Origin of the sequence: Lysobacter firmicutimachus (assembly GCF_037027445.1) — a bacterium.
Taxonomy (GTDB): Bacteria; Pseudomonadota; Gammaproteobacteria; order Xanthomonadales; family Xanthomonadaceae; genus Lysobacter; species Lysobacter firmicutimachus.
In genome coordinates this window covers 170,627-193,849 of sequence record NZ_JBANDL010000002.1, presented here as the reverse complement: position 1 = coordinate 193,849, position 23,223 = coordinate 170,627, and the positions used below count along the sequence as shown (strand labels likewise).

Genomic DNA, 23,223 nt, shown 5'->3' with positions numbered 1-23,223 from the left:
AATGACAATGGCGAATGGCATCGACCATGGAGGTTACGGCGGCGATACGCATGTGTTTCGATGAACCGCGTGCGCACGACGAGTTCCCATCGCCCCGACCTGCCGGCTCCCCCTTTGAAAAAAGGGGATTTGCTGTTGCCCTAGCGAGAGCCCTACCTCACCGCCCTAACCGCTCGCTGACCAAGTTCTCGACCACCGACGGATCGGCCAGCGTGCTGGTGTCGCCCAACTGGTCCGGTGCGTTTTCGGCGATCTTGCGCAGGATGCGGCGCATGATCTTGCCCGAGCGCGTCTTCGGCAGTCCCGGCGCCCACTGCAAGTGGTCCGGGGTGGCGATCGGGCCGATTTCCTTGCGCACCCAGGCCACCAGTTCCTTGCGCAGGTCCTCGCTGGAGGCTTCGCCCGCGATCAGGGTCACATAGGCGTAGATCCCCTGGCCCTTGAGGTCGTGCGGGAAACCGACCACCGCCGCCTCGGCGACCTTGGGATGCGAGACCAGCGCGCTCTCGACCTCGGCGGTGCCGATGCGGTGGCCGCTGACGTTGATGACGTCGTCGACGCGGCCGGTGATCCAGTAGTAGCCGTCGGCATCGCGGCGGCAACCGTCGCCGGTGAAGTAACTGCCCGGGTAAGTCTTGAAATAAGTCTCGATGAAGCGCGCATGGTCGCCGTACACGGTGCGCATCTGGCCCGGCCAGGAATCCTTCAGCACCAGATTGCCTTCGGCCTCGCCTTCCAGCACGCCGCCGTTGGCGTCGACCAGGGCCGGCTGCACGCCGAAGAAGGGCTTGGTCGCCGAGCCCGGCTTGAGATCGATCGCGCCGGCCAGGGGGGTGATGAGGATGCCGCCGGTCTCGGTCTGCCACCAGGTGTCGACGATCGGGCAGCGCGCATCGCCGACCACGTCGAAGTACCAGCGCCAGGCTTCGGGATTGATCGGCTCGCCGACGGTGCCGAGCAGGCGCAACGAGGCGCGCGAGGTCTTCTTGACCGGCTCGTCGCCGTCGCGCATCAGCGCGCGGATCGCGGTCGGCGCGGTGTAGAAAATCGTCACCTGGTGCTTGTCGATGACGTTCCAGAACCGCGACACGTCCGGATAGTTCGGCACGCCTTCGAACACCAGCGCGGTGGCGCCGTTGGCGAGCGGGCCGTAGACGATATAGCTGTGGCCGGTGACCCAGCCGACGTCGGCGGTGCACCAGTAGACGTCGTCTTCGCGCAGGTCGAACACCGCCTCATGGGTGAAGCTGGCGTAGGTCAGGTAGCCGCCGGTGGTGTGCAGCACGCCCTTGGGCTTGCCGGTGCTGCCGGAGGTGTAGAGGATGAACAGCGGATCTTCCGCGTTCATGCGCTCCGGTTCGCAGGTGTCGGGCTGGCCTTCCACGACCGCGTCGTACCAGCGGTCGCGCGGCATCTGCATATCGACCGCGGCGCCGGTATGGCGCACCACCAGCACGGTCTCGACCGAGTTGGTGCCGGGCAGCTTCAGCGCCGCGTCGACGTTGGCCTTGAGCGGGATCTTCTTGCCGCCGCGCAGGCCTTCGTCGGAGGTGATGACCAGCTTGCTGGCGCAGTCGGCGATGCGGTCGGCGATCGAATTCGGGGCGAAGCCGCCGAACACCACCGAGTGGATCGCGCCGACCCGGGCGCAGGCCAGCATCGCCACCACCGCTTCGGGAATCATCGGCAGGTAGATGGTGACGCGGTCGCCCTTGCCGACGCCGAGGTTGCGCAGGGCGTTGGCCAGGCGGCAAACCCGCGCATGCAGTTCGCGGTAGCTGATCCGCTCGGCCGGCAGCTTGGGGTCGTCGTGCTCGAACAGCAACGCGGTCTTGTCGCCGCGTTGCGCCAGATGCCGGTCCAGGCAGTTGACGCTGGCGTTGAGCTCGCCGTCCTCGTACCACTTGATGCGGAAATCCTCGAGGCCGTAGCTGACGTTCTTGATCTTGGTCGGCGCCTTGAACCAATCCAGGCGTTGGGCGACGCGGCCCCAGAAGCCATCGGGGTCGTTCACCGATTCGGCGTACAGGCGCTCGTACTCGTCGCTGCGGTAGCGCGCCTTCGCGGCGAAGTCGGCATCGATCGGGTAGACGCTGGCGGGGTGGTTCATGGGGGCTCCGAAAGGCTGGCGGTAACGACGCAGACGAGCGTTATAGCCGACCCGGCGCGGTTCTGGTCTTGCCCCGCCGGTCGGGTGGCCGCGGCGCTCGTCGCGGCCCCCTTCGCGCGTGCGCGCGAGGGCCGCCAGTTTGCCGCATTCAGCGCGCTCGCCGCTGCGAACCCGGTTTAGACCTTGGTCGTAAAAGCTTTGCTGACTGCGTCGTGTTACGACCAAAGGCGAATGGTTGGCTCGCCGGAGCCGCGCGCAGGCTGGCCGCGACCGTCGGCACAGGCGGCAATGCATTCTTCGGGAGGGAGTCACGATGTCCATGGGTACGTCTACCCAGATCACACTACGCCGCGCGCCGGCGCGGCCACGGCCCCTGGCCGCGGCGCTGCTGGTCGCGCTTGCGTTGCCGGGTCTGGCCTTCGCCCAGACCGCGAAGGAGAAGGAGCTGGAAGCGCGGGTCGCCGAACTGGAGCGCATGGTCCAGCAACTGGTGTCGCAACAGCAGCAGGTGCAGACCCAGGTCACCGAGGTCAAGGCGGCGCAGGCCGCCGCGCCGGCCGCGATCGCGGCGGCGCCGGTCAAGAACCCGATCCAGGCGACCACCATCAGTCCCTCCGCCAACCCGGGCACGCGCTTCAGCTACGGCGGTTTCATCAAGCTCGACGCCTCGGTCACCTCGACCAACGACGGTGACATCGCCGACGGCTCGGTCGGACGCCTGTTCTACGTCCCCAAGGCGATTCCGGTCGGCGGCGCGGCCACCCGCGAAGGCGGCAGCGACACCGACATGGGCGCCAACTTCTCGCGCTTCTGGTTCGCCGCCGACACCGACCTGGAAAGCGGCGACAAGCTCAAGGGCTATCTGGAGTTCGATCTCTACGGCGGCGGCAGCACCGCCTTCACCGGCAACGAAGTCGCCACCAACACCTATGCGCTGACCCTGCGCCAGGCCTATGTGACCTGGAACAAGTGGCTCGCCGGCCAGGCCTGGTCGAACTTCCAGGACACCGCGGCGCTGCCGGACACGGTCGACTTCCTCGGTCCCACCGAGGGCACGGTGTTCGTGCGCCAGGCGCAGTTGCGCTACACCAGCGGGCCGTGGTCGTTCTCGATCGAGAATCCGGAGACGGTCTACACCCCCTATCGCGGCAACATGGCCCAGGTCGCCGGCGACGACGGTGCGGTGCCGGACGTGACCGCACGCTACACCGCCAAGGGCGACTGGGGCCACTTCAGCGTCGGCGCCCTGGCGCGCCAGCTCAAGTACCAGTCCGGGCGGATCAACGACACCAACACCGGCTACGGCATCAGCCTGTCGGGCAAGTGGAACGTCGGCGCCAACGACGACCTGCGCTACATGGTCACCGCCGGCAGCGGCATCGGCCGTTACGTCGGCCTGGCGCTCAACAACGATGCGGTGCTCGACGCCAACGGCGATCTGGAGAACATCGACCTGATCTCGGGCTTCGTCGGCTGGCGCCACGTGTTCAGCCCGAAGCTGCGCGGCAATCTGTTCTACTCGCGCGCCGAGTACGACAACGACACCGCCCTGACCGGACGCGGCATCACCAAGTCGGCGCAGTCCGCGCACATCAATCTGATCTACACGCCGATTCCCAAGCTCGACGTGGGCGCCGAATACATCTGGGGCCAGCGCGAGATCGAAACCGGCGACCGCGGCGAGATCAACCGCCTGCAGACCCACGTCAAGTACAGCTTCTGACGATCGCAGCGGTCGCGGCCGTCCGCCGCGACCGCCGGCGACGCGTCCGGTATCGCCCCGGCGGGCCCTAGCCCGCTCCAATCCCACTGTTCGGGGGAACAGCTCATGTCCAGCACCACCGCCAGCCTTTCGCAGTCCCGCGCGACGCCGTTGACCAAGGACCACCGCAAGGTCATCTTCGCCTCCAGCCTGGGCACCGTGTTCGAGTGGTACGACTTCTACCTGTACGGCTCGCTCGCCGTGATCATCGGCAAGCAGTTCTTCGGCGGTCTGAACGACACCAGCCAGTTCATCTTCGCCCTGCTGGCCTTCGCCGCCGGCTTCGCGGTGCGGCCGTTCGGCGCGCTGGTGTTCGGCCGGCTCGGCGACATGATCGGGCGCAAGTACACCTTCCTGGTCACCATCGTGATCATGGGCCTGGCGACGTTCGTGGTCGGCATCCTGCCCAGCTACGCCACCCTCGGCATCGCCGCGCCGATCATCCTGATCACCCTGCGACTGTTGCAGGGCCTGGCCCTGGGCGGGGAATACGGCGGCGCGGCGACCTATGTCGCCGAGCACGCGCCCGACGGCAAGCGCGGCCTGTACACCAGCTTCATCCAGACCACCGCGACCCTGGGCTTGTTCCTGTCGCTGCTGGTGATCTGGGGCTGCCGCAATTACCTGGGCAAGGAAAGCTTCGAAGCCTGGGGCTGGCGCATCCCGTTCCTGTTCTCGGTGCTGCTGCTCGGCGTGTCGGTGTGGATTCGCATGCAACTGGCCGAATCGCCGCTATTCCAGCAGATGAAGGCCGAGGGCAAGACCTCCAAGGCGCCGATCACCGAGAGCTTCTTCTCCAAGAACGGCAAGATCGCCCTGCTGGCGCTGCTGGGCGCCACCGCCGGCCAGGCGGTGGTGTGGTACGGCGGACAGTTCTATTCGCTGTTCTTCCTGACCAAGACCCTGGGCATGGACCCGAACAAGGCCGACATCTACATCGCCGTCGCCCTGGCCCTGGCCACCGGCGGCTTCATCTTCTTCGGCTGGCTGTCGGACAAGATCGGCCGCAAGAAGATCGTGCTGGCCGGCTGCCTGATCGCGGTGCTGACCTATTTCCCGGTGTTCAAGTCGCTGACCCATAACGTCAACCCGGCCCTGGAAGCCGCGGTCGCCGCCTCGCCGGTCACCGTCACCGCCGATCCGGACCGCTGCGCGTTCCAGTTCGACCCGGTCGGCAAGGCGACCTTCAAGCAGTCTTGCGACATCATCAAGTCGGCGCTGGCGAAGAAGGGCATCCCCTACAACAACGCGCCCGGCGCCGCCGGCAGCATCGCCACGGTCAGCATCGGCGGCACCGTCCTGACCAGCTTCGAAGGCGAATCGCTGAGCAAGGACGACTTCAAGGCGCAGTCCGACGCGTTCGCCAAGCAGCTCGGCGACGCGCTCAAGACCGCCGGCTACCCGACCTCGGCCGATCCGGCGCAGATCAACACGCCGATGGTGATCGCGCTGCTGACCTTCCTGGTGCTGCTGGTGACCATGGTCTACGGCCCGATCGCGGCCTGGCTGGTCGAACTGTTCCCGACCCGCATCCGCTACACCTCGATGTCGTTGCCCTACCACATCGGCAACGGGTGGTTCGGCGGCTTCCTGCCGTTCACCGCCTTCGCCATCGTCGCCGCCACCGGCAATATCTACAGCGGCCTGTGGTACCCGATCGTGGTCGCGGCCATGACCGTGGTGATCGGCGCGCTGTTCCTGCCGGAAACCAAGGACCGCGACATCACCGCCTGAGCCCGCGGCGCGGGTTCCGCAAAGCGAAACGCCGGCCTGTGGCCGGCGTTTCGCTTTGCGGCGGGATTCGGGATTCGGGATTCGGGATTCGGGATTCGGGATTTGGGATTTGGGATTTGGGATTTGGGATTTGGGATAGGATCAAAGCGAGAGCTAGAGCAGTCTTCGCTTTTTCTAATCCCTAATCCCTAATCCCAAATCCCAAATCCCGAATCCCGAATCCCCAATCGCGAATCCCGATCTCGAACAAATCCGCCGCTGCACTCTCTGCGCCCCGCACTTGCCGCATGGGCCGCGGCCGGTGCTGCAAGCGGATGCGCGGGCGCGGTTGCTGATCGCCGGGCAAGCGCCCGGGCGCAAGGTGCATGCCTCGGGGATTCCGTTCGACGACGCCAGCGGCGAGCGCCTGCGCGATTGGCTGGGGTTGGACCGGGACGCGTTCTACGACGCCGCACGCGTGGCGATCGTGCCGATGGGGTTCTGCTACCCCGGCAAGGGCGCGTCGGGCGACTTGCCGCCGCGGCCGGAATGCGCCGCGACCTGGCATCCGCGCCTGCTGCCGCAGCTGCGCGAGGTGCGCCTGACCCTGGCGATCGGGCGCTACGCCCAGGCCTGGCATCTGCCCGAAGCCGGGGCCACGTTGACCGAAGCGGTCGCGGCCTGGCGCGCGCATTGGCCGCGGATCGTCGCCCTGCCGCATCCGAGCCCGCGCAACCGGGCCTGGCTCAAGCGCCATCCCTGGTTCGAACGCGAGCTGCTGCCGGCGCTGCGCAAGCGCATCGCCGAGGTCTTGGCGCAAGGTCGCTGATCCGCTCAGGGGAGGACGAACTTCGGCATCTCCCATTCGTAGCGGATCGCCAGCAGGCGCGCGGCGAATCCGCCGCCGAGGCAGATCAGCACGGTCGCATTCTCGGCCACGCCCAGGCGCAACAGCAGCAGATAGGCCACGCCGGTCAGCAGCGCGATCACAGCATACAGTTCGCGCTGGAACACCAGCGGGATCTCGTTGCACAGCACGTCGCGCAGCACGCCGCCGAAGGCGCCGGTGAGCATGCCGGCGATCACCACGATCGCCGGCGCATGGCCGGCCTCGCGCGCGATCGCGCAGCCGATCAGGGTGAACGCGATCAGGCCCAGCGCATCCAGCCACAGGAAGGCGCGGCGCAGGCGCTGCAGGCGCTTGGCCAGGAAGGTCGCGGCCAGCGCCGCGCCGACGGTATAGGCCAGATACTCGGGATGGCGCACCCAGCCCAGCGGGTAGTGGCCGAGCACGATGTCGCGCAGCGAGCCGCCGCCGAGCGCGGTGACGCAGGCGATGATGACCACGCCGAACAGGTCCATGCGCCGCTTGCCGGCGGCGAGCGCGCCGGTCATGGCTTCGGCGCTGATGGCGATGAGGTAGATCAGGGACAGCAACACGGCGGTACTCCGGCGAAGGACAGGGAAACCGCGGTTGGCAGCGAAGCTCAGCGATTCCGCGTCCGCGCGCGCCGGCGCCGCACCGATGCGGGCGGCGGCGAGCGCGTCGGGCGCACGAACGAAGGCGGTTGCGCGGAATGCTCCCCGCGCAGGCCTGGGCTGTCTTCGCGACCGAAGCCGCGGTGCCGCTCCCGCTGTCCTTTTACCTGAGAGTTTGCGCGGACCGCATGCGGCCGCTTGCCCCTTCGGTGGGCCGCTGCGCGGCCTCTCTCCAGATCGGCGATGTCGTCGCAGTGTTCCGGCCGGGGCCGAGCCTGAGCGATTATGGGAGCCTGCGCCTTCGGCGGGCGCGGCCGGCAGGCCGGCGCCACTCTTCTGCAACGGCCGGCATGGTAACACTCCGGTGGACGAAGCCGGCCGCTTTCTTCCCGCAGCGGCGCAACCGGCCGCTGCGCGTCGCGGCTTACGCCGCTCCTACAAGAGCGGGTCCGCTTCAAAGGGCAGGAGTGGCGCGAGCCGCGACCGCGAGGCCACAACTACGCCGTCGCCGGCCCCACCGCGCACCACGACGACACCGCGACCGGCCACGGCGCGGTCGCGGCTTGTGACCGGAGGAAATCCCGTGGAATGCCGCGCATAGCCCTTGCTGCGCCGGGGCGTCGCCGGTAGGAGCGGGGTAAGCCGCGACCCCGCCGTAACGATGCAGTCGGCCAGCCCGCGTCGCAGCTTACCCCCGCGCCTACAGGCGCCGTTGCGCTTCAAGCCTCGCCGGCGGCCGACAGCGCTTCGACCATCGCTTGCTCCAGCGAACGCTGCGGGTCGGCGCGGATCGCAACCAGTTCCTGGGCCGTCCAATCGCGACGCAGGCGACCGTCGACCAGCAGCAGGGCGCGGTCGATGAAGCGTTCGGCGACGTCGATCGAGTGCGTGGCCAGCAGCACCGTGGTGCCGCGTCCGTGGGCCAGGTCCTGCAGATGCCGCTTGAGCGCGTAGGCGCTGAGCGGGTCCAGCCCGTTGAGCGGTTCGTCCAGCACCAGCAGCGGCGGTTCGCCGAGCAGGCCGAGCGCGATCGCGAGCTTCTGCCGGGTGCCGAGCGAGTAGTGGCCGACCCGCCGGTCCAGCATCGGCCCGAGGTTGAGCAACTCGCTCAAGGCCAGGGTCGGCGCAGGCACTTCGCGCAGGCCGCGCGTGCCGGCGAACAGGCGCAGGCATTCGCGTCCGCTCAGCAGCGGCGGCAAGCGCGCCGGATCGACCGCGAAGCCGAGCAGGCCGCGGGCCGCGGCCGGCGCGCGCGCCAGATCGTGGCCGCCGATCCGCACCCGTCCTGCACTCGGTCGCTGCAGGCCCGCCAGACAGTGCAGCAAGGTGGTCTTGCCGGAGCCGTTCGGGCCGATCAATGCGGCGAACTCGCCGCGGCGCAGCACCAGATCGATGCCGTGCAGCACCGCGTGCTCGTCGTAGCGATGCTGCACGCCCTCCACTTGCAGCATCGCATCGCCCGCGATCGCCGCCTCGGCGCGATCGGGCGGCGGCGCATCGTCGCCCGCGGATCGGTTCCGGAACGGGCTCATGGCCGCGCGTCCACGCGGCCCCGGCGCCAACCCGGCAGCAAGGGCAGCGCCGTCAGGGCGAGCAGCCCCCACAACGCGGGCAGCGCCGTCCAACCCAGCGAGAGCAGCGCCGCACCGCCGCTGGCGCAGGCCGCCGCGCAGGCGAAGGCGAACGCCGGATAGCGCCACGCGGCGCGCGCCAGCGCCTGCGGCGGCTGCGGCGTGGCGGCGAGCAACGCCGCGGCCGCGCGCGCCGCCACAGTGCAGGCCTGCGCGACCAGACTGAACCAGGCCAGCGCGACCGCGATCGCCAGCACCCCGGCGCCCGGCGCCAGGCCGGTGCCGCCCGGCATCGCCAGCAATACCGCGCCGATCATCCAGGCACGGCCGCCGCGCCGCCAACGCAGCAGGGCCTCGCGCCGCTGCCAGTCGCTGATGTGCGGCAGGCGCGCATCGTCGAGCCAGCGCAGGCCGAACAGCGGCTCGCGCGCGCCCTCGCGCAGACGCCGCACCGGGTGCCGACGATGGCGCAAGGCCGACAGCAAACCCAGTGCGACGCCGACCGCCACGCTGCCGGAGAGCACCAGGCTCGCACTGCGCCAGATCGCACCGTCGCCGCCGCAGGCGCGCAGCGCCAACGCGGCCAGCAGCGCGGCCGCGACCGCACCGAGCGCGGCCAGCACGGTCAAGGTCCAGGTGCTGCGATGCGGTTCGATCGGCGCCGCCGCCCACCAGCCCAGGCGCATATGTTCGTCCAGGGCGACCAAGCGCGCGCGCGCGGCGGCATGCCCCAGCGTCAGCGCGATCAGGGCGAACGGCAGCGGCAGCTGCATGATCAGCCGCGGCACCGCCGCGGCCAGGGCGGAGCCCTGCTCGCCGCACAGACGCAACAGCCACGGCGTCGCCAGGGCCAGTGCGGCGGCACGCACCGCCCGACCGCGCCACCAGGCATCGCCGCGGGCGAGGTTGTAACGGGCTTCGGCGAACCAGGGATGCAACCAGGCAGACATGGGTGCGGTTTCCGCTCGCAATCGGCAGCGCGCAACCGTCGCGACCGCGCGCCCTGCAGACTCTAACCGTGCCCGCGCCTCAGCGCTCTCCGGCCTGGCAGCGGCGCCGCAGGGCAGGCTCCAGACCGATCGCGTCGGCCCAGCGCTCCAGCCCGGCCCAGGCGCGCTCGAGCGCGGCGACGGTGGCCGCCTCGTCGCGGAAATCGCCGCGCACCACCTGGGCGAACAGCTCCGCCGCGCCGTCCGGGCCGCCCAGGTCGACGGCCTCGTCGAACAGGCTGCCGGCGGAAACGTAGACGTGGCGCTCGGCCAGTCCGACCAGGCAGGCCAGATGCTCGGCGAAGCGGCCGGCCAACAGGGCCAGCGGCTGACGGCCGTGACGGTTGCGCAGCTTGCCGACCAGTTCGTACAGCTCGCCGACCACCAGCTCGGCCATGGCCCGATCCACCGCGGCGTCGTCGGGGTGCGCGGCGAGCGAACGCAGGCTTTCGACCAGGGCGCCATGGTCGGGCGCGATCCACAGCGCCCGCGCATGCACGAACTGGCCGTGGCTGATCGGCCAGGCTTCGTCGACCTCGCGCGCATAGGCTTCGATCGCGCTGCGCGACATCAGGTTGACCTCGGCCTTGCCGCGGCCGTGCACCCATTCCAGCGATTCGTCGTAGTCCTCGCCGTAGGCCTCGTCGTCGAGCACCGCCCACAGTTCGACGTCGGAGTAGGGGCCGTCGCCGTCGCGCGCGGTCGATCCGTACAACGCGACCGCGAGCAGGCGTTCGCCATGGCGACGGCGCAGGGCGGCGACGATCTCGTCGACCAGGTCGCGGCGTTGTTCGGGCGTGACGGATTGGGGGCCGGCGAACAGCGTATCGAGTTCGCCGCAAGGCAGTGCGTAGTCCATCGCGCCTAGATAGCATCCGCTGCGCGCGATCGGCAATGACGCAATCCGCGCACTGCGATGCACGGCGGAGAATCGATGCGCGGCGCGGCTACTGCGGCGGCGCGGCGAGCTCGCGCGCGTCGAGGCTGCCGTCGCGATTGCGGTCCTGTTTGGCGAAGCGTTCGGCGAGCGTGCGCCGGTGCTGTTCGCGGGTCACGCTGGGGCCGGCGCCGTGCGCGCGTGCCGGCTGCTCGGACGCATCGAGCACGCCGTCGCGGTTGGCGTCCATCGCGTCGAAGGCGTAGCTGAGCCAATCCTGGTATTCGGGCAGGGAGATCTTGCCGTCGCCGTCGCCGTCCATGCGCGAAAGGTAGTCGCCGGTGGAAGCGAGCTGGGCCGAGGCCAGGGCGGGCAGGCAGAGCGCGATTGCGAGCAGTCGCCGGGACATGCGCCTACGCGTAGCGAGGGAGATGGCGCGAAGCCTGCCGGCTCGACGCCGCCCAGGCAAGCCCCGGCCGGTCGCGAGCGGACCCGCCCCGACGCGGCCGGCCCCTCGCCGGTCGCGTCGGGACGATCCATCAGACCGTCATTCCGGCACGCAGCAGAAGATATAGCCGCCGCCGTAGTCGCAGCCCGGCCACGGATTGCAGCCCTCGGCGAGGCGGCTGTCGGCCTGGGCGAAGCTGAAGCCGGTCGACAGGGCGAACAGCGCCATCAGCGCCACGGACTTGGCGCGGCGGGTCTTGAACAGTTTCATGCTCTCTCTCCTTGGTCGGTGGGAAGCGAAATCAAAGGAAGCGCCGGCTGACGCCGGGTTCAGCTGTCGTCGACGCAGCAGCCGTGCCGGTCGCCGCCGAACAGGCAGCCCGCGCGCGGCGAGCAGCCTTCCGCGTAGGGGCCGTCGGCCTGGGCCGCGCCGAAGCCGATCGAAGCGGCGAACAGCGCCGCCAGCAGCACCCTTTTCAACCGCGAGTTACGAACAGCCGTCATGCGTGCGTTCTCCTGTGCGCAGTGGGTGCGCGGCCGCCGGTCCGTGGCGCGCGGCGCGTTCGTGTACGGTTCCTTCCCTGGCCGACGACGGCGCGGCGCCGAGGCATCGGCGCCGGGGATTCGCAACGCGGGTGCGGCGCCGGACGCGCAAAGGCCGGCGCGAGCCGTCCCGGGGCGGAACGGCGGCACTTCCCCTGTGCGGCGGACGGCGTTGCCGTCGCGACGAATTCCATTCGCGGCGACGCTACACCGCGGCGCGACCGCGAAACCGGCTCGCCGTCGCGGTATGCCGATCTGGCGCGCGCCGGCATGCGCATGCGCGGCCGTGCTGAGGCCAGGCAACAAAAAACCCGCGCATCGCTGCGCGGGTTCGCGGTGTCCGCCGATCGCGGCCGGGCGGGCGCGGCTCAGCCCCGGGCCGGCGCCAAAGCGTAGCCCTTGAGCCGCGCGGAAAAGGCCTGCAGCGCCTGGATGCCGCTGGCCTCGGCTTCCACGCACCAGGCGTGCAGCTTGGCCAGGGTCGCCTGGGCGTCGTGCGAACGGTCGTCGAGCACCTGCGCCAGGCGCTGGCGGAAATCGGCCAGCGTCGCCATGCGCGGCCGCTCGGCGACCCAGCTCTGCAGGCGCGCGCGGGCGCCGTCGTCGAGCCAGCGGCCGCCGTCGGCCAGGCCCTTGCGCAGGCGCCGCGGCAGCGCGCGCATGCGATCGCCGGCGTGGCCGGCCTCTTCGCGCAGCGCCGGCAAGGTGACGTTGCGGTAGTAATCGGTCATGGCCTGGAAGCGGATCGCCAGCAGGGCCTTGAGGGTTTCGCCGTCGGGCATGGCGATGTTGGGGCGCACGTCCAGGGTCGGCGCGACGCGCAGCACCTTGGCCAGGCGCAGCGCCTGCAGGCCGCGGATCGCCGTCCAGCCGATGTCGAACTCCCACTTGCGCAGGGCGAACTTGGCCGAACTCGGGAAGGCATGGTGGTTGTTGTGCAGCTCTTCGCCGCCGATCCAGAAGCCCCACGGGGTCAGGTTGGTCGCGGTGTCGGTGGTCTCGAAGTTGCGATAGCCCCACCAGTGGCCGAGACCGTTGACCACGCCCGCGGCCCAGAACGGAATCCACAGCATCTGCAGCGCCCAGATCGCCACGCCGGCGAAACCGAACAGGACGAAGCTGATCAGCAGCAACAGCACCGGGCCCATCGTCGCGTGCGGGGTGTAGAGCTTGCGTTCGATCCAGTCGTCCGGGCAGCCCTTGCCGTACTTCTCGATGTCCTCGCGCTCGCCGCGCGCTTCGCGGTAGAGCTCGACGCCGCGCCACATGACCGTGTCGATGCCCTTGAACTGCGGGCTGTGCGGATCTTCTTCGGTCTCGCACTTGGCGTGGTGCTTGCGATGGATCGCCGCCCACTCCTTGGTGATCATCGAGGTGGTCAGCCAGGTCCAGAAACGGAACAGGTGCGCCAACGCGGGATGGAAGTCGACCGAGCGGTGCGCCATCGAGCGGTGCAGGTACAGCGTCACCGACATGATGGTGAGCTGGGTCACCACCAGGAAATACGCTACGAGTTCCCAGAGGCCGGCCTGGGCCAGGCCGCCGGCAAGGAAATCGATCAGGGAAGCGGGCATACGGACTCCGGAAAACACGAACGAAACCGGCCGCAACAGGCCGATCCTGCACCGGATGATGCCACCCGGGGCCGCCCGTTCGCGCCGGTACGGCTCGGCACTGTGATGGGGTCGTTCATTCCAACGCGCAAGTGCGGCGGCAGCGGCAAAAACCGCTGAGATTCAGCCACCGCGTTCAGGTTTGTGGTCGGCACCGGCGGCGATGCGGCGAGCGCCGCATTCAGCTACTGCCATGCGGGTCGATGCCGCTGCGCGAGCGCGCCAACTCGTCGCGGGCGAAGGCGCGCAGCGCGAGCCGGTCCGGCTTGGCGAACGGCGAGCGCTTGCCGCAATGGTCCAGCAGCAGGTTCAGGTCCTGCGCCTCGCCCAGGCGTTCGGCCTGGCGCTTGTCGAACGATGGCGCATCCTCGCCCAGCCCGGCCGCCTGCAGCGCGCGCTGTTGCTGCGACAGCCGGCGCGCGCGCCGGCGCCACTCGTGCCAGTCCTCGTCGACGCCGCTGGCGCGGGCGCGCTGGCGGGCGCGCTCGACCCGCCGCAGGCTATCGGCGACCGCCGCGCGCCAGTGCGGCGCCGCCAACGGCTCCCAGGGCAGAGCGCGCAAGGCCGCGTGCAACACCCGCAGCAGGCCGCGGCGCGCGCTCAGGTCGGGATCTTCGGCGCGCGCCTGCCGCGCCGCCGCCGCCCGCACCGCCGCCGCGCGCCGGCGGCCCCGCCGCAACAAGGTGCGATGGGCCTCGTCGCCCGCAACGCGCAGCAGGCGGTCGAAGGTTTCCACCAGCGCCTGCGCATCGCGCAGCGCCGACAGGTCGCGATTGGCGTCGCGCAAGCCGCGGTCGACCCAGGCCGCGCCCGGCCCCAGCGCCGCGCCGCCCAGGGCCAGGGTCGCGCGCACCCGGCGCAGGCCTTTGCGTGCCAGATGCACGCCCAGATGCAGACGGCTGCCGCGCCAGCCCAGCGCCTCGATAGCCGCCTCCAGCTCACGCGAGGCGTAGGCGCGCAGGCGCCGGCCCGGCGGTCGCCCGGCTTCGGCCGGCGCTTCGGCGTCGACGGCCGGTGCGGTTTTTTTCGACATGCCGCCCTCGTTTTCGCGCGATCGTTCCGCGCGACCGTCATCGGAACGGCGCGCGGCCCGTACCGATAGTACGCTTGCGCCATGCCCGAATTGCCCGAAGTAGAAACCACCCGGCGCGGCCTGGCCCCGCACCTGGAAGGCCGCCACGTCGTCACCGCGATCCTGCGCCGGCCCGACCTGCGCTGGCCGATCCCGGCCGACATCGAAACCTTGCTGCCCGGCCAGCGCATCGACGCGGTGCGCCGGCGCGCCAAGTACCTGCTGATCGATACCCAGGCCGGCAGCGCGCTGCTGCACCTGGGCATGTCCGGCAGCCTGCGGGTCTTGCCCGCGGATACGCCGGTGCGCGACCACGACCATGTCGACCTGTTGCTCGACGACGACCGGGTGCTGCGCTTCAACGACCCGCGCCGGTTCGGCTGCCTGCTGTGGCAGGCGCCGGGCGAAACCCACGAATTGCTGCAAGGCCTGGGGCCGGAACCGCTGTCGGACGAGTTCGACGGCGACTATCTGTTCGAACTCAGTCGCGGCCGCCGCGCCCCGGTCAAGACCTTCCTGATGGATCAGCGGGTGGTGGTCGGGGTCGGCAACATCTATGCCGCCGAGGCCCTGTTCGCCGCCGGCGTCTCGCCGCTGCGCGCCGCCGGCAAGGTCTCGCGCGAGCGTTACGGCGAACTGGCGGGTTCGATCAAGACCATCCTCGGCTATGCCATCCAGCGCGGCGGCACCACCCTGCGCGACTTCATCAGCCCCGACGGCGCACCCGGCTACTTCGAGCAGGAACTGGCCGCCTACGGCCGCGGCGGCGAGCCCTGCCCGCGCTGCGGCCGGCCGCTCAAGCAGGCCTCGATCGGCCAGCGCACCACGGTCTGGTGCGGGCATTGTCAGCGGTGAAGCCGGGATTGGGGATCGGCAGAATCGCCCGTGACGGGGGAATGGGGCAAAAGCGGCCATATCGAGGGTCGATCCCGCAGGGTGCCGGCGGTCGCTACCAAGTAAAACTGAACGCGCTATAGTCTTGCCCCAGTCGAGGGGCGATATGGCCGATAGCGCAGACATCACCATCCTGCTGGATGCGGCCCGCGAGGGCGACCGCAGTGCGCTCGATCGCGTGCTGGCGACCCTCTATCAAGAGCTGCATACCATGGCCCGGCGCCAGCTCGCCGGCCAGCACGGCCAGACCCTGGACGCCACCGCGCTGGTGCACGAGGCCTACCTGAAACTGGTCGGCCGGCGCGAAGCGCAATTCGACGATCGCGCGCACTTCTTCGCTTACGCCGCCTCGGCGATGCGCAGCGTGGTGGTCGACTACGCCCGCCAGCGTCTGGCACAGAAACGCGGCGGCGACCTGCACCGGGTCACCGAACTGCCCGACGACGTCGAAGGCGGCCTGCGCCTGGACGAAGACACGCTGGGCCTGGACACCGCCCTGACCAAACTCGCCGCAGTCGACCAGCGCCTGGCCCAGGTGGTCGAGCTGCGCTACTTCGCCGGCCTGTCGGAGCTGGAGATCGCCGCCCTGTTGCAGCGCTCCGAACGCAGCATCCGCCGCGACTGGCAGAAAGCGCGCCTGTTCCTGCTGGCTTCGCTGCAGGACGAGCCCAACCGCTGATCGGATGCCGTTGCGCTGCGCCCCGGCCCTGGTGCCGCGCGACGCGCTCGCTCAGTATGGGTAACGCCATGAGCTCCAACGCCGTAGACCGCCGCAGGACCGCCGGCTGACCGCCGCATGGATGCCGAACGCTGGCAACGCCTGTCTCCCTTGCTCGATGCCCTGCTCGAGCTGGAGCCGGCTGCGCGCGCGGAACGGCTGGCGGAATTGCGCGCCGACGATCCCGGCCTCGCCGCAGAACTGAGCGAGCTGATCGCGCTCGAAGACGATCATCAGGATTTCCTGTCCGAACCGCTGGTGCCGACCCAGCACACCGGCGCCATGCGCCCGGGCACCGAAGTCGGCAGCTACCGCCTGGAAAGTCTGCTCGGCGAAGGCGGCATGGGCCAGGTCTGGCTGGCCTCGCGCGCCGACGGCCTGTACCAGCGCCGGGTCGCGCTGAAACTGCTGCGCCCGGGCCTGGCCGACACCAACCTGCGCAGCCGCTTCACCCGCGAGCGGCAGATCCTGGCGCGCCTCGCCCACCCGCACATCGCCCGTCTGCTCGACGCCGGCGTGACCCGCGACGGCCTGCCCTATCTGGCGCTGGAATACGTCGAAGGCGAGCCGATCACCGACTACTGCCGCAACCAGCGCACCCCGCTCGACAAGCGCCTGCGCATGTTCCAGCAGATCTGCGACGCGGTCAGCCACGCCCACGCCAACCTGATCGTCCACCGCGACCTCAAGCCGTCCAACATCCTGGTCACGCCGGCCGGCGACGTGCGCCTGCTCGACTTCGGCATCGCCAAGCTGCTCGACAGCAGCGACGTGCCGCTGCCGGAACAGACCCGCACCGGCGCGCGCGCCTTCACCCTGCACTACGCGGCGCCCGAGCAGGTGCGCGGCGAGCCGGTCACCACCATGACCGACGTGTACTCATTGGGCGTGGTGCTGTACGAGCTGCTGACCGACGCCAAGCCTTACCGGCTCAAGCGCCAGACCGCGGCCGAATGGGAAGAGGCGATCCTCGCCGCCGATCCGCTGCGGCCCTCGCAGGCGGTGATGCGCCACGTCGACACCACCGACGTCGATCCCGGCGCGCTGCGCCGGCTCGGCCGCCAGCTCGCCGGCGATCTCGACAACATCGTCCTCAAGACCCTGTCCAAGCGGCCCGAGCAGCGCTATCCCTCGGTCGAGGCGCTGTCGCTGGATCTGCAGCGCTTCGAGTCCGGACGGCCGGTGCTGGCGCGCGCGCAGAGCCTGCGCTACCGCTTCAACAAATACGTCGCCCGCCATCGCTGGGCCCTGGCCACCGCCTCCCTGGTGACCGTGGTGCTGGCCGCCGCGCTCGGCATCGTCGCCTGGCAGGCGCGCGAGGCCTTGGGCGAAGCCAGCCGCGCGCAGGCGATGCAGGACTTCATGGTCGGCCTGTTCGAAAGCGCGCGCGGCACGCCGGAAGGCGAAGCCCTGGACCTGCGCGGCCTGCTCGACGCCTCGGTCGCGCGCGGCACCCGCGAGCTGGCCCGCCAACCGCGCGCGCGCGCCGAGCTGTTCGGCGTGGTCGCGCGCATGCGCACCGGCCTGGGCGACTACAACGAAGCGCGCGCCCTGCTCGACCGCCAGGCCGCGATCATCGGCAGCACCGACGACATTCCCGAAAGCCTGCGCATCGAATCGCTGACCCAACGCGGCAAGGTGTTGCGCCTGCTCGGGCTGCCGCGCGACTGCGCCGCACTGATGCAGCCGTCGCTGGACGCGGCGCGCAGCCAACAGGCGCAGCTGCCGTCGCAGGTCAGCGAGTTCTACTCCGAACTCGGTCGTTGCCGCCGCGCCAACGGCGAGCGCCAGGGCGCGCGCCAACTGTTCGAACGCTCGCTGGCGCTGCGCCGCGAGCAATTGGAAAACAACGAGGTCGCCGAAGTCGAAAACCTGATCGACCTGGCCGGCCTGCAGGCCGACGCGCAGCGCAGCCGCGAGGCCCTGCTCGGCTTCGAGCAGGCGCGCCGCCGCCTGCAGCAGGCGGTCGGCGACCGCCATCCGCTGCAAGTCGAGATCGGCCGCAACCTGGCCATGCTGCGCAGCGAGCTCGGCCAGCTCGACGCGGCCGAACGCGACGCGCGCGAAGCCCTGGATATCGCCCTGGACGTCAACGGCGCCCAGCATCCTTCGACCCTGGACGTGCGCCGCCAACTCGCCGCGCTGCACGTGGCCCAGGGCCGCTACGCCCAGGCCCAGGGCGAGCTGGAGCAGATCCGCAACCTGTTGGTGGTGCGCCTGGGGCCGGACCACCTCGAACTGGCCGAGGTCCATCGCCAACTGGCGCGCGTGGCCTGGGAGCGCGGCGACGAAGAGCGGGCGCTGGGCGAACTCGAACGCGCCGCCAGCATCGCCCGCAAACAAGGCGACCGCGCCCGCCTCGCCACGGTCCTGTTCGACCACGCCCAGGTGCTGTTCGACAGCGGCCGTCCGGTCGAGGCGCGTGCGCTGTTGCTGCAGGTGCGCGAACTGCGCGTGGTGCTGTTCGGCGAAACCCACGGCCAGGTCGGCGACACCGACGGCCTGCTGGGCGAAGTCGAACTGGCCCTGGGCGAAGGCGAATCCGGCCGCGCCCGCCTGCAACGCGCGGTCGACCTGACCCGCCGCCACTACGGCGACCGCGACCCGCACACTCGCCGCGCCGAGATCGAACTCGCCCGCGCCCAGGCCGACGCCGGCGACGCCGCCGCCCTGATCCACCTCGACTCGCTGGCCGAACTGCCGATCACCGACGAAACCCTGCGCGAGTTGGGCTGGCGCGCACAGGCGTACGCGGCGCAGGTGCGCTGCCAGGGCGCGCAGCGCGGCGAGGCGCGGGCGAAACTGGACGGGTTGCTACGGACGATCGCGGACGCGCGGACCGACGGCAGCGAGATCAAACGCAATGTGGAGCGGCTGCGTGCGCAGTGCGCGGACTGAACCCGACCGGCATCACTCCGGCGCCTGCGTCGGCAGCAACGCCAGCAGATCGGTAACGCCGACGTCCTCGCCGGCTTGAGTCAACAAGGTCGCGACCTGGCCGCGGTGATGAGTCTGATGATTGAAGAAATGCATCACCAGACCGTCGAAACGCCGGTGCGAAACGACGCCCTTCGTGTTGGCGTAGCTCAACACCCGCTCCATATCCTCGTCGCGCAAGCCCGCCGCCCATGCCTCGATGACGCGGTCGAGTTCGCACCGCTGCGCCTGGAGCGGCGCCAGCCGATCGTGCAGGATCCGGTCGATGGCGGTCGGACGCGGCATGCCGCGAACCGGCTCCAAGGCCGCGAAGCGGGCCGGATGGCTCGCGAAACGATGCAGCCAGATCAGATCGGCGGCCATCAGGTGATTGAGCGTGCCCAGGATCGAACCGAAGAACGCGCCGCGATCTTCGGCCAGCGACTCGTGCGGCAGGCGTGAACTCGCTTGGTAGACCTTTTGGTTCATCCAGCGGTTGTAGCCGGCCATCGACACGGCGTATTCGCGCAGACTCATCGCAGCCGCCTCCCGACATTCGAGCCGGCGCCCGTGCCCGTGCTCGTGCCGGCAGGGTCGACGCAAGCCGCGCCCGTCACCGGCCTATTTTTCCTTGCGCCAGTTGATCGACGCCCGGTTCTCCAACGTGCTCGACTCGATCTCGATGTCGAAGCCCTTGCGCAGCAGGTACTTCAGGGTCAGCACCTGGCCGGTCCCGAGCAGGGACACGCCGTAGCCGACATACAGCCGCGGCGACAGGTACTTGCCGACGCCGAGCACCGAGCCGCCCAGGGCGCGGCTTTCCATCACGCCGGCGTCGTCGAGGCCGATCTTGGCGCCGAGCTGCGAGGCCAGCAGGCCGCCGCCGGCCGAGAGCGCGGCGCTGGCGGCGTTGAGCTGCTTGCTCTCGTCGCCGGTGACCGAGGACAGCGGACGGCCGAGGGCGAGATAGGCCAGCGCTTCGGATTGCGAGCTGGCCGGATCGGACCAGACGGAGACCTGCGGCGAGCTGACCCGGCCGCTGATGTCGACGCCGGCGGTGACCGCGCCGACTTCGCGTTCGGCGCGGATGTCGAGGATCGGGTCCGACACCGGGCCGTTGTTCCAGACCAGGTTGCCGCGGGTGATCTGCAGCTTCTGGCCGTAGGCGGTGTAGCGGCCTTCGACGTTGAGCGCGCCGCTGGCGGTCATCTCGCGGCCGGGGCGCGAGCGTACCCGCATCTGGCCGCCGAGCTTGCCTTCCAGGCCGAAGCCGTTGAGTTTGACGTCGTCGCCGACCGCCAAGGTCAGGTCCAGGTCCAGCGGCGAACTGCCGGTGTCCTCCGGATCGACCGGGTCGAGCACGACCACGTCCTCGGACACCGACACGCCCTGATCGAGGCGCTCCAGGTCGATCCGCGCCGACGGAATCGTCACCTTGCCGGTGACGCTGAGCGGTTGCTTCGCCGCGTAGCGCACGGTCAACTCCGGATTGGCCACCGCGCGCAGGTCGCGGGTGTCGGAGGCCAGCACGTTGGTGCCGCGCAGATTGAGCACCAGCGGCGTGTCCTCGCCCTGCCAGCCGAGGGTGCCGTCGACGTTGAGCGTGCCTTCGCCGGACCGCACGCTGCCGGCGATGCGCGCGCTGCCGTCGGGCTGCGCGTCCAGGCGCACGTCGCCGTCCTGCAGCACGATCGCCAGCGACGGCACTTCGGTGCTGAACTGCGACAGCCGCGCCTGGCCGCCCAGCAGCGGTTGCGAGCGCGTGCCGGCCAGGCTGATGCGCCCTTCCAGCTTGCCCTTGGGCTCGACGATGTCGGGCGAGAGCAATTCGATCCAGGTCAGCTCGTCGGTATCGACCGCGATCGCGCCCGACAGCGGCGCGTAGGCGTCCCAGCCGGTGGCGACGTCGGCCTCGATGCGGCCGTCGTCGTTGAAACCGGCCTTGAGTTCGGCGCGCAGCCGCTGCGGATCGAATTCGGCCTTGAGCGCGAGCTGGTTGTAGCGCAGCAATTCGCGCCGCGAGCGCTCGCTGAACTTGAGCCCGCCGCCGGCGGAACTCACATCGAACTGACCGCGCCAGCCGTTGCCGAGCGGACGCAGGCTGCCGTCGACGGCGATCTCGCCGCGCAGCAGCCACGGCCGCTTGTCGCTGCGCTCGGGCAAATAGGGTTGGGCCAACAGCAGGGGTAGGCCTTGCCCCTTGAGGTCCACGCCGCGCCGCGGCCAATCCGCGCTCGCGCACAGCGAACCGCCGCTGCTCGAAGCCAGGCAAGCGTTGCTGAGCGCGCCGTTGCGGCCGTCCCAGCGGAACTGCGCCGGCTGCTGCAGGCGCCAGGACGCGCCCTTGCTCGGGGTCAGTTGCAGCGAAGCCAGGGCGCCCTGCCAGGTCGCGCCGCGCTTGTCGGCATGGCCGGTCAGTTCGAGCGCGGCGACCTCGCTGCTGGCCTGCGCCTGCAGCTGCAAGGCCTCGATCGCGCCGCGCGCGTCGAGGTTCAACGACGACAAGGCCAGGCCGGCGTCGAGGTCGCTGGCGCGCACGATCAGTTCGCCGCCGCGGCCGCGCCAGGGCAGGCGGCCCTTGGCGCTGACGCTGGCGGCGCGGTAATCGCCGTACTTCAGCCCGCTGCCGCTGAGGTCGGCGTCGATGTCCGGCGCATCGGCCGCGCCCTTGAGCTTGAGCGTGCCGGTCAGGCTGCCGGCGGCGCCCGGCAATAGATCGTTCAACTGCAACGGCGCCAGCGTGGCGTCGACATCGATGGCCTGGGCGTACTTGCCCTTGGCGTCGATGCGACTGCCGCCGAGGGTGAGGGCGACGTCGCCGTCGTAGGCGTCGCCGGTCTTGCCGCTGGCCGCGCCGTGCATGGCGAACCGGCCGCGGCCGCCGAGCGGGCGATCGCGCAGACGGCCGCCGAGGCGTTCGGCGCTGGCCTGGATCTCCAGGCCGCCGTCGGTGCGGGTGGTGCCGGTGCTGGCCAGTTGGCCGTCGACCGCGCCCTTGAACTCCGGCGCGAAATAGCCCGGGTCGAAGCCGGACAGGGTCGCCTTGGCATCCCAGCGCAGCGACGGCGCCCAGGCCACGTCGCCGCTGGCGTCGAGGCGGCCGGTCGGCATCCTGGCCTTGAGCGACTTCAGGGTCATGCGCTGGTCGTCGCCGCGGCCGTCGAACTCGACCGTCGCCGCCTGCTTGTCGCGCACCAGCTTGGCGGTGCCGATCGCGGCCCAGGCCTTGACCGTGCCGGCGAAGCCGAGATCGGCGGTTTCCAAGGTCACCGCCGGCGTCGCCGGCGCGGCGACCGCCTTGGCGGGCTTGCCGACCGTGGCCAGGGTGGTCGGCGCCGCGGTGCCGCCCCAGGTCAGGCCGCGGGCATTGACCGCGAACTTGAATTGGCCGTTGTCGGCGTCGCGGAAGTCGGCGTGGCCGCGCAAGGTCGCGGTGCCGTCGAACAGGCGCAGCGCCAGCGGCTGCACGTCCAGCACCTGGTCCTTCAGCGACACCTTGGACGGCAGCACGTCGATCGCCAGCTCGCCCTGACGGAACTCGCCGCGCAGGTCGGCGTTGCCGCCGACGCCTTCGGCCTCGAAGCGCAACGCCATCGGCGCGTCGCCGGGGGCGTCGCCGGGCGAGGTCAGCAGGCCGATGTCGAGCGCGTCGCTGCGCGCGCGCAATTGCCATCGCGGATCGTCTTTGCCGCGCAGGGTCAGGGTCGCGCGCAGCGGTCCCGGCGCGGCGCCGGCCAGGGCCACGTCCATGCGCGACAGATCGCCGCGTGCGACCAGGCCCAGCCGCGGCGGCGTCCGGCCGAAGCCCGCCGGCAACACCGCGGTCGCGACCAGGTCGGTCTTGAAGTCGTCGTAGGGCTCGTATTGCCCATGCAGGGTGAAACGTCCGCGGTCGGTATCGGCCTCGAGTTTCTCCACGTGCAGCCGGCCGGCCTGCGCATCGAGACCGGCGCGCAGGCGACGCACGTCGACCAGCGGCTTGCCTTCCTGGCTGAGCTTGAAGCCGTCGATGCGCACGTCGTCGGCCTGCACGGCCAGCGGCGGCTCGATCTGCGGCAAGACCTCCGGCCAACGCGGCAGTTCGAACGGCTCGTCGCTCTTGGCCAGGTCCAGCGTCGCCTGCTCGACCTGCAGCGCGTCCAGGCGCAGCTTGCGGCCGAGCAACGGGCGCAGCGCCGGATCGACGTAGATGCGTTCGGCGGTAAACACCGTGCCGTGGTAGCTGAAGCGCACGTCGCGCAGGGTCAGCGGCCCCGACATCGGGCCTTCGGCGCTGCGCCAGGTGAAGCTGGAATCGGCCGGCAGGCGGGCCACGATCTGGCGCAGCAGCAGGTCGCGGCCGGCGATGGTGGCGATCAGCCAATACACCGCGAACGCGAACAGCAAGGTCAGCGTCGCCGCGATGAAACTGCTGCGCCAGGCCCAGCGCTTGGCCGCCGCGCGACGGCGCTGGCGCCGCTCGATCAGCAGTTGCTCCGGGGTTTTCGCCGTCTCGCTCATGGGCTGCGGATACGTCCTT

General features: G+C 70.3%; 18 protein-coding genes and 1 riboswitch. Of the genes, 6 read left to right on the top strand and 12 right to left on the bottom strand.

All coding sequences use genetic code 11. From position 1 onward, the window contains the following. Positions 1-157: 157 nt before the first annotated feature. Positions 158-2,110 carry an acetate--CoA ligase gene (acs, locus tag V2J18_RS00940; protein ID WP_336130629.1) on the bottom strand — a complete coding sequence of 651 codons (1,953 nt, stop codon included), beginning with the start codon at positions 2,108-2,110 and terminating at the stop codon, positions 158-160. Between the two features lie 319 nt (positions 2,111-2,429). On the opposite strand from acs, the gene V2J18_RS00935 reads away from it, so the two are divergent. The 3 genes from V2J18_RS00935 (at position 2,430) to V2J18_RS00925 (ending at position 6,414) form a co-directional block, all read left to right on the top strand. Next, positions 2,430-3,833 carry a DcaP family trimeric outer membrane transporter gene (locus tag V2J18_RS00935; protein ID WP_336130628.1) on the top strand — a complete coding sequence of 468 codons (1,404 nt, stop codon included), beginning with the start codon at positions 2,430-2,432 and terminating at the stop codon, positions 3,831-3,833. 105 nt (positions 3,834-3,938) lie between these two features. Further along, the gene (locus tag V2J18_RS00930) at positions 3,939-5,606 is read left to right on the top strand and encodes an MFS transporter (protein WP_064745999.1); all 1,668 of its coding nucleotides are present in this window, start codon (positions 3,939-3,941) and stop codon (positions 5,604-5,606) included. Between the two features lie 301 nt (positions 5,607-5,907). Then, entirely contained in the window at positions 5,908-6,414 is a 507-nt protein-coding gene (locus V2J18_RS00925; RefSeq protein ID WP_336130627.1) for a uracil-DNA glycosylase family protein, read from the top strand. 5 nt (positions 6,415-6,419) lie between these two features. On the opposite strand, the gene V2J18_RS00920 is transcribed toward V2J18_RS00925, so the two are convergent. The 9 genes from V2J18_RS00920 to V2J18_RS00880 form a co-directional block, all read right to left on the bottom strand. Then, positions 6,420-7,025: a trimeric intracellular cation channel family protein gene (locus V2J18_RS00920; protein ID WP_336130626.1), complete on the bottom strand. Its 606-nt coding sequence runs from the start codon at positions 7,023-7,025 to the stop codon at positions 6,420-6,422. A 186-nt stretch (positions 7,026-7,211) separates the two neighbouring features. Next, positions 7,212-7,310, bottom strand: a riboswitch (glycine riboswitch). 473 nt (positions 7,311-7,783) lie between these two features. Further along, positions 7,784-8,596, bottom strand: coding sequence for an ABC transporter ATP-binding protein (locus V2J18_RS00915; protein ID WP_336130625.1), 813 nt, complete (start codon positions 8,594-8,596; stop codon positions 7,784-7,786). Continuing rightward, positions 8,593-9,585, bottom strand: coding sequence for a hypothetical protein (locus V2J18_RS00910; RefSeq protein WP_336130624.1), 993 nt, complete (start codon positions 9,583-9,585; stop codon positions 8,593-8,595). The genes V2J18_RS00915 and V2J18_RS00910 overlap by 4 nt, the downstream gene beginning before the upstream one ends. Positions 9,586-9,664: 79 nt before the next feature. Further along, the gene (locus V2J18_RS00905) at positions 9,665-10,483 is read right to left on the bottom strand and encodes a kanamycin nucleotidyltransferase C-terminal domain-containing protein (RefSeq protein ID WP_336130623.1); all 819 of its coding nucleotides are present in this window, start codon (positions 10,481-10,483) and stop codon (positions 9,665-9,667) included. Between the two features lie 88 nt (positions 10,484-10,571). After that, positions 10,572-10,910, bottom strand: coding sequence for a CREC-EF hand family protein (locus tag V2J18_RS00900; protein ID WP_336130622.1), 339 nt, complete (start codon positions 10,908-10,910; stop codon positions 10,572-10,574). Between the two features lie 138 nt (positions 10,911-11,048). Next, complete coding sequence (locus V2J18_RS00895; RefSeq protein ID WP_186442483.1) at positions 11,049-11,219, bottom strand: hypothetical protein; 171 nt, start codon at positions 11,217-11,219, stop codon at positions 11,049-11,051. Between the two features lie 59 nt (positions 11,220-11,278). Then, positions 11,279-11,452, bottom strand: coding sequence for a hypothetical protein (locus tag V2J18_RS00890; protein WP_336130621.1), 174 nt, complete (start codon positions 11,450-11,452; stop codon positions 11,279-11,281). A gap of 407 nt (positions 11,453-11,859) precedes the next feature. Then, the gene (locus tag V2J18_RS00885; protein ID WP_064745993.1) at positions 11,860-13,065 is read right to left on the bottom strand and encodes a DesA family fatty acid desaturase; all 1,206 of its coding nucleotides are present in this window, start codon (positions 13,063-13,065) and stop codon (positions 11,860-11,862) included. Between the two features lie 220 nt (positions 13,066-13,285). Next, positions 13,286-14,137 (bottom strand): CHAD domain-containing protein, encoded by an 852-nt coding sequence (locus V2J18_RS00880; RefSeq protein ID WP_336130620.1) that lies wholly within the window; start codon positions 14,135-14,137, stop codon positions 13,286-13,288. An 81-nt stretch (positions 14,138-14,218) separates the two neighbouring features. Between V2J18_RS00880 and mutM the strand changes: the two genes are divergently transcribed. The 3 genes from mutM to V2J18_RS00865 all read left to right on the top strand — a co-directional run bounded on the left by mutM (position 14,219) and on the right by V2J18_RS00865 (position 18,686). Beyond that, positions 14,219-15,031, top strand: coding sequence for a bifunctional DNA-formamidopyrimidine glycosylase/DNA-(apurinic or apyrimidinic site) lyase (gene mutM, locus V2J18_RS00875; protein WP_336130619.1), 813 nt, complete (start codon positions 14,219-14,221; stop codon positions 15,029-15,031). A 145-nt stretch (positions 15,032-15,176) separates the two neighbouring features. Next, a complete protein-coding gene (locus tag V2J18_RS00870) occupies positions 15,177-15,749 on the top strand; it encodes an ECF-type sigma factor (RefSeq protein ID WP_064747984.1) in 573 nt (190 codons plus the stop codon). A 117-nt stretch (positions 15,750-15,866) separates the two neighbouring features. Beyond that, a complete protein-coding gene (locus V2J18_RS00865; protein ID WP_336130617.1) occupies positions 15,867-18,686 on the top strand; it encodes a serine/threonine-protein kinase in 2,820 nt (939 codons plus the stop codon). A 12-nt stretch (positions 18,687-18,698) separates the two neighbouring features. On the opposite strand, the gene V2J18_RS00860 is transcribed toward V2J18_RS00865, so the two are convergent. Together V2J18_RS00860 and V2J18_RS00855 are read right to left on the bottom strand one after the other, a co-directional pair. Then, positions 18,699-19,241 (bottom strand): DinB family protein, encoded by a 543-nt coding sequence (locus V2J18_RS00860; protein ID WP_336130616.1) that lies wholly within the window; start codon positions 19,239-19,241, stop codon positions 18,699-18,701. 84 nt (positions 19,242-19,325) lie between these two features. After that, a complete protein-coding gene (locus V2J18_RS00855; RefSeq protein WP_336130615.1) occupies positions 19,326-23,204 on the bottom strand; it encodes a translocation/assembly module TamB domain-containing protein in 3,879 nt (1,292 codons plus the stop codon). Between the last annotated feature and the right edge of the window lie 19 nt (positions 23,205-23,223).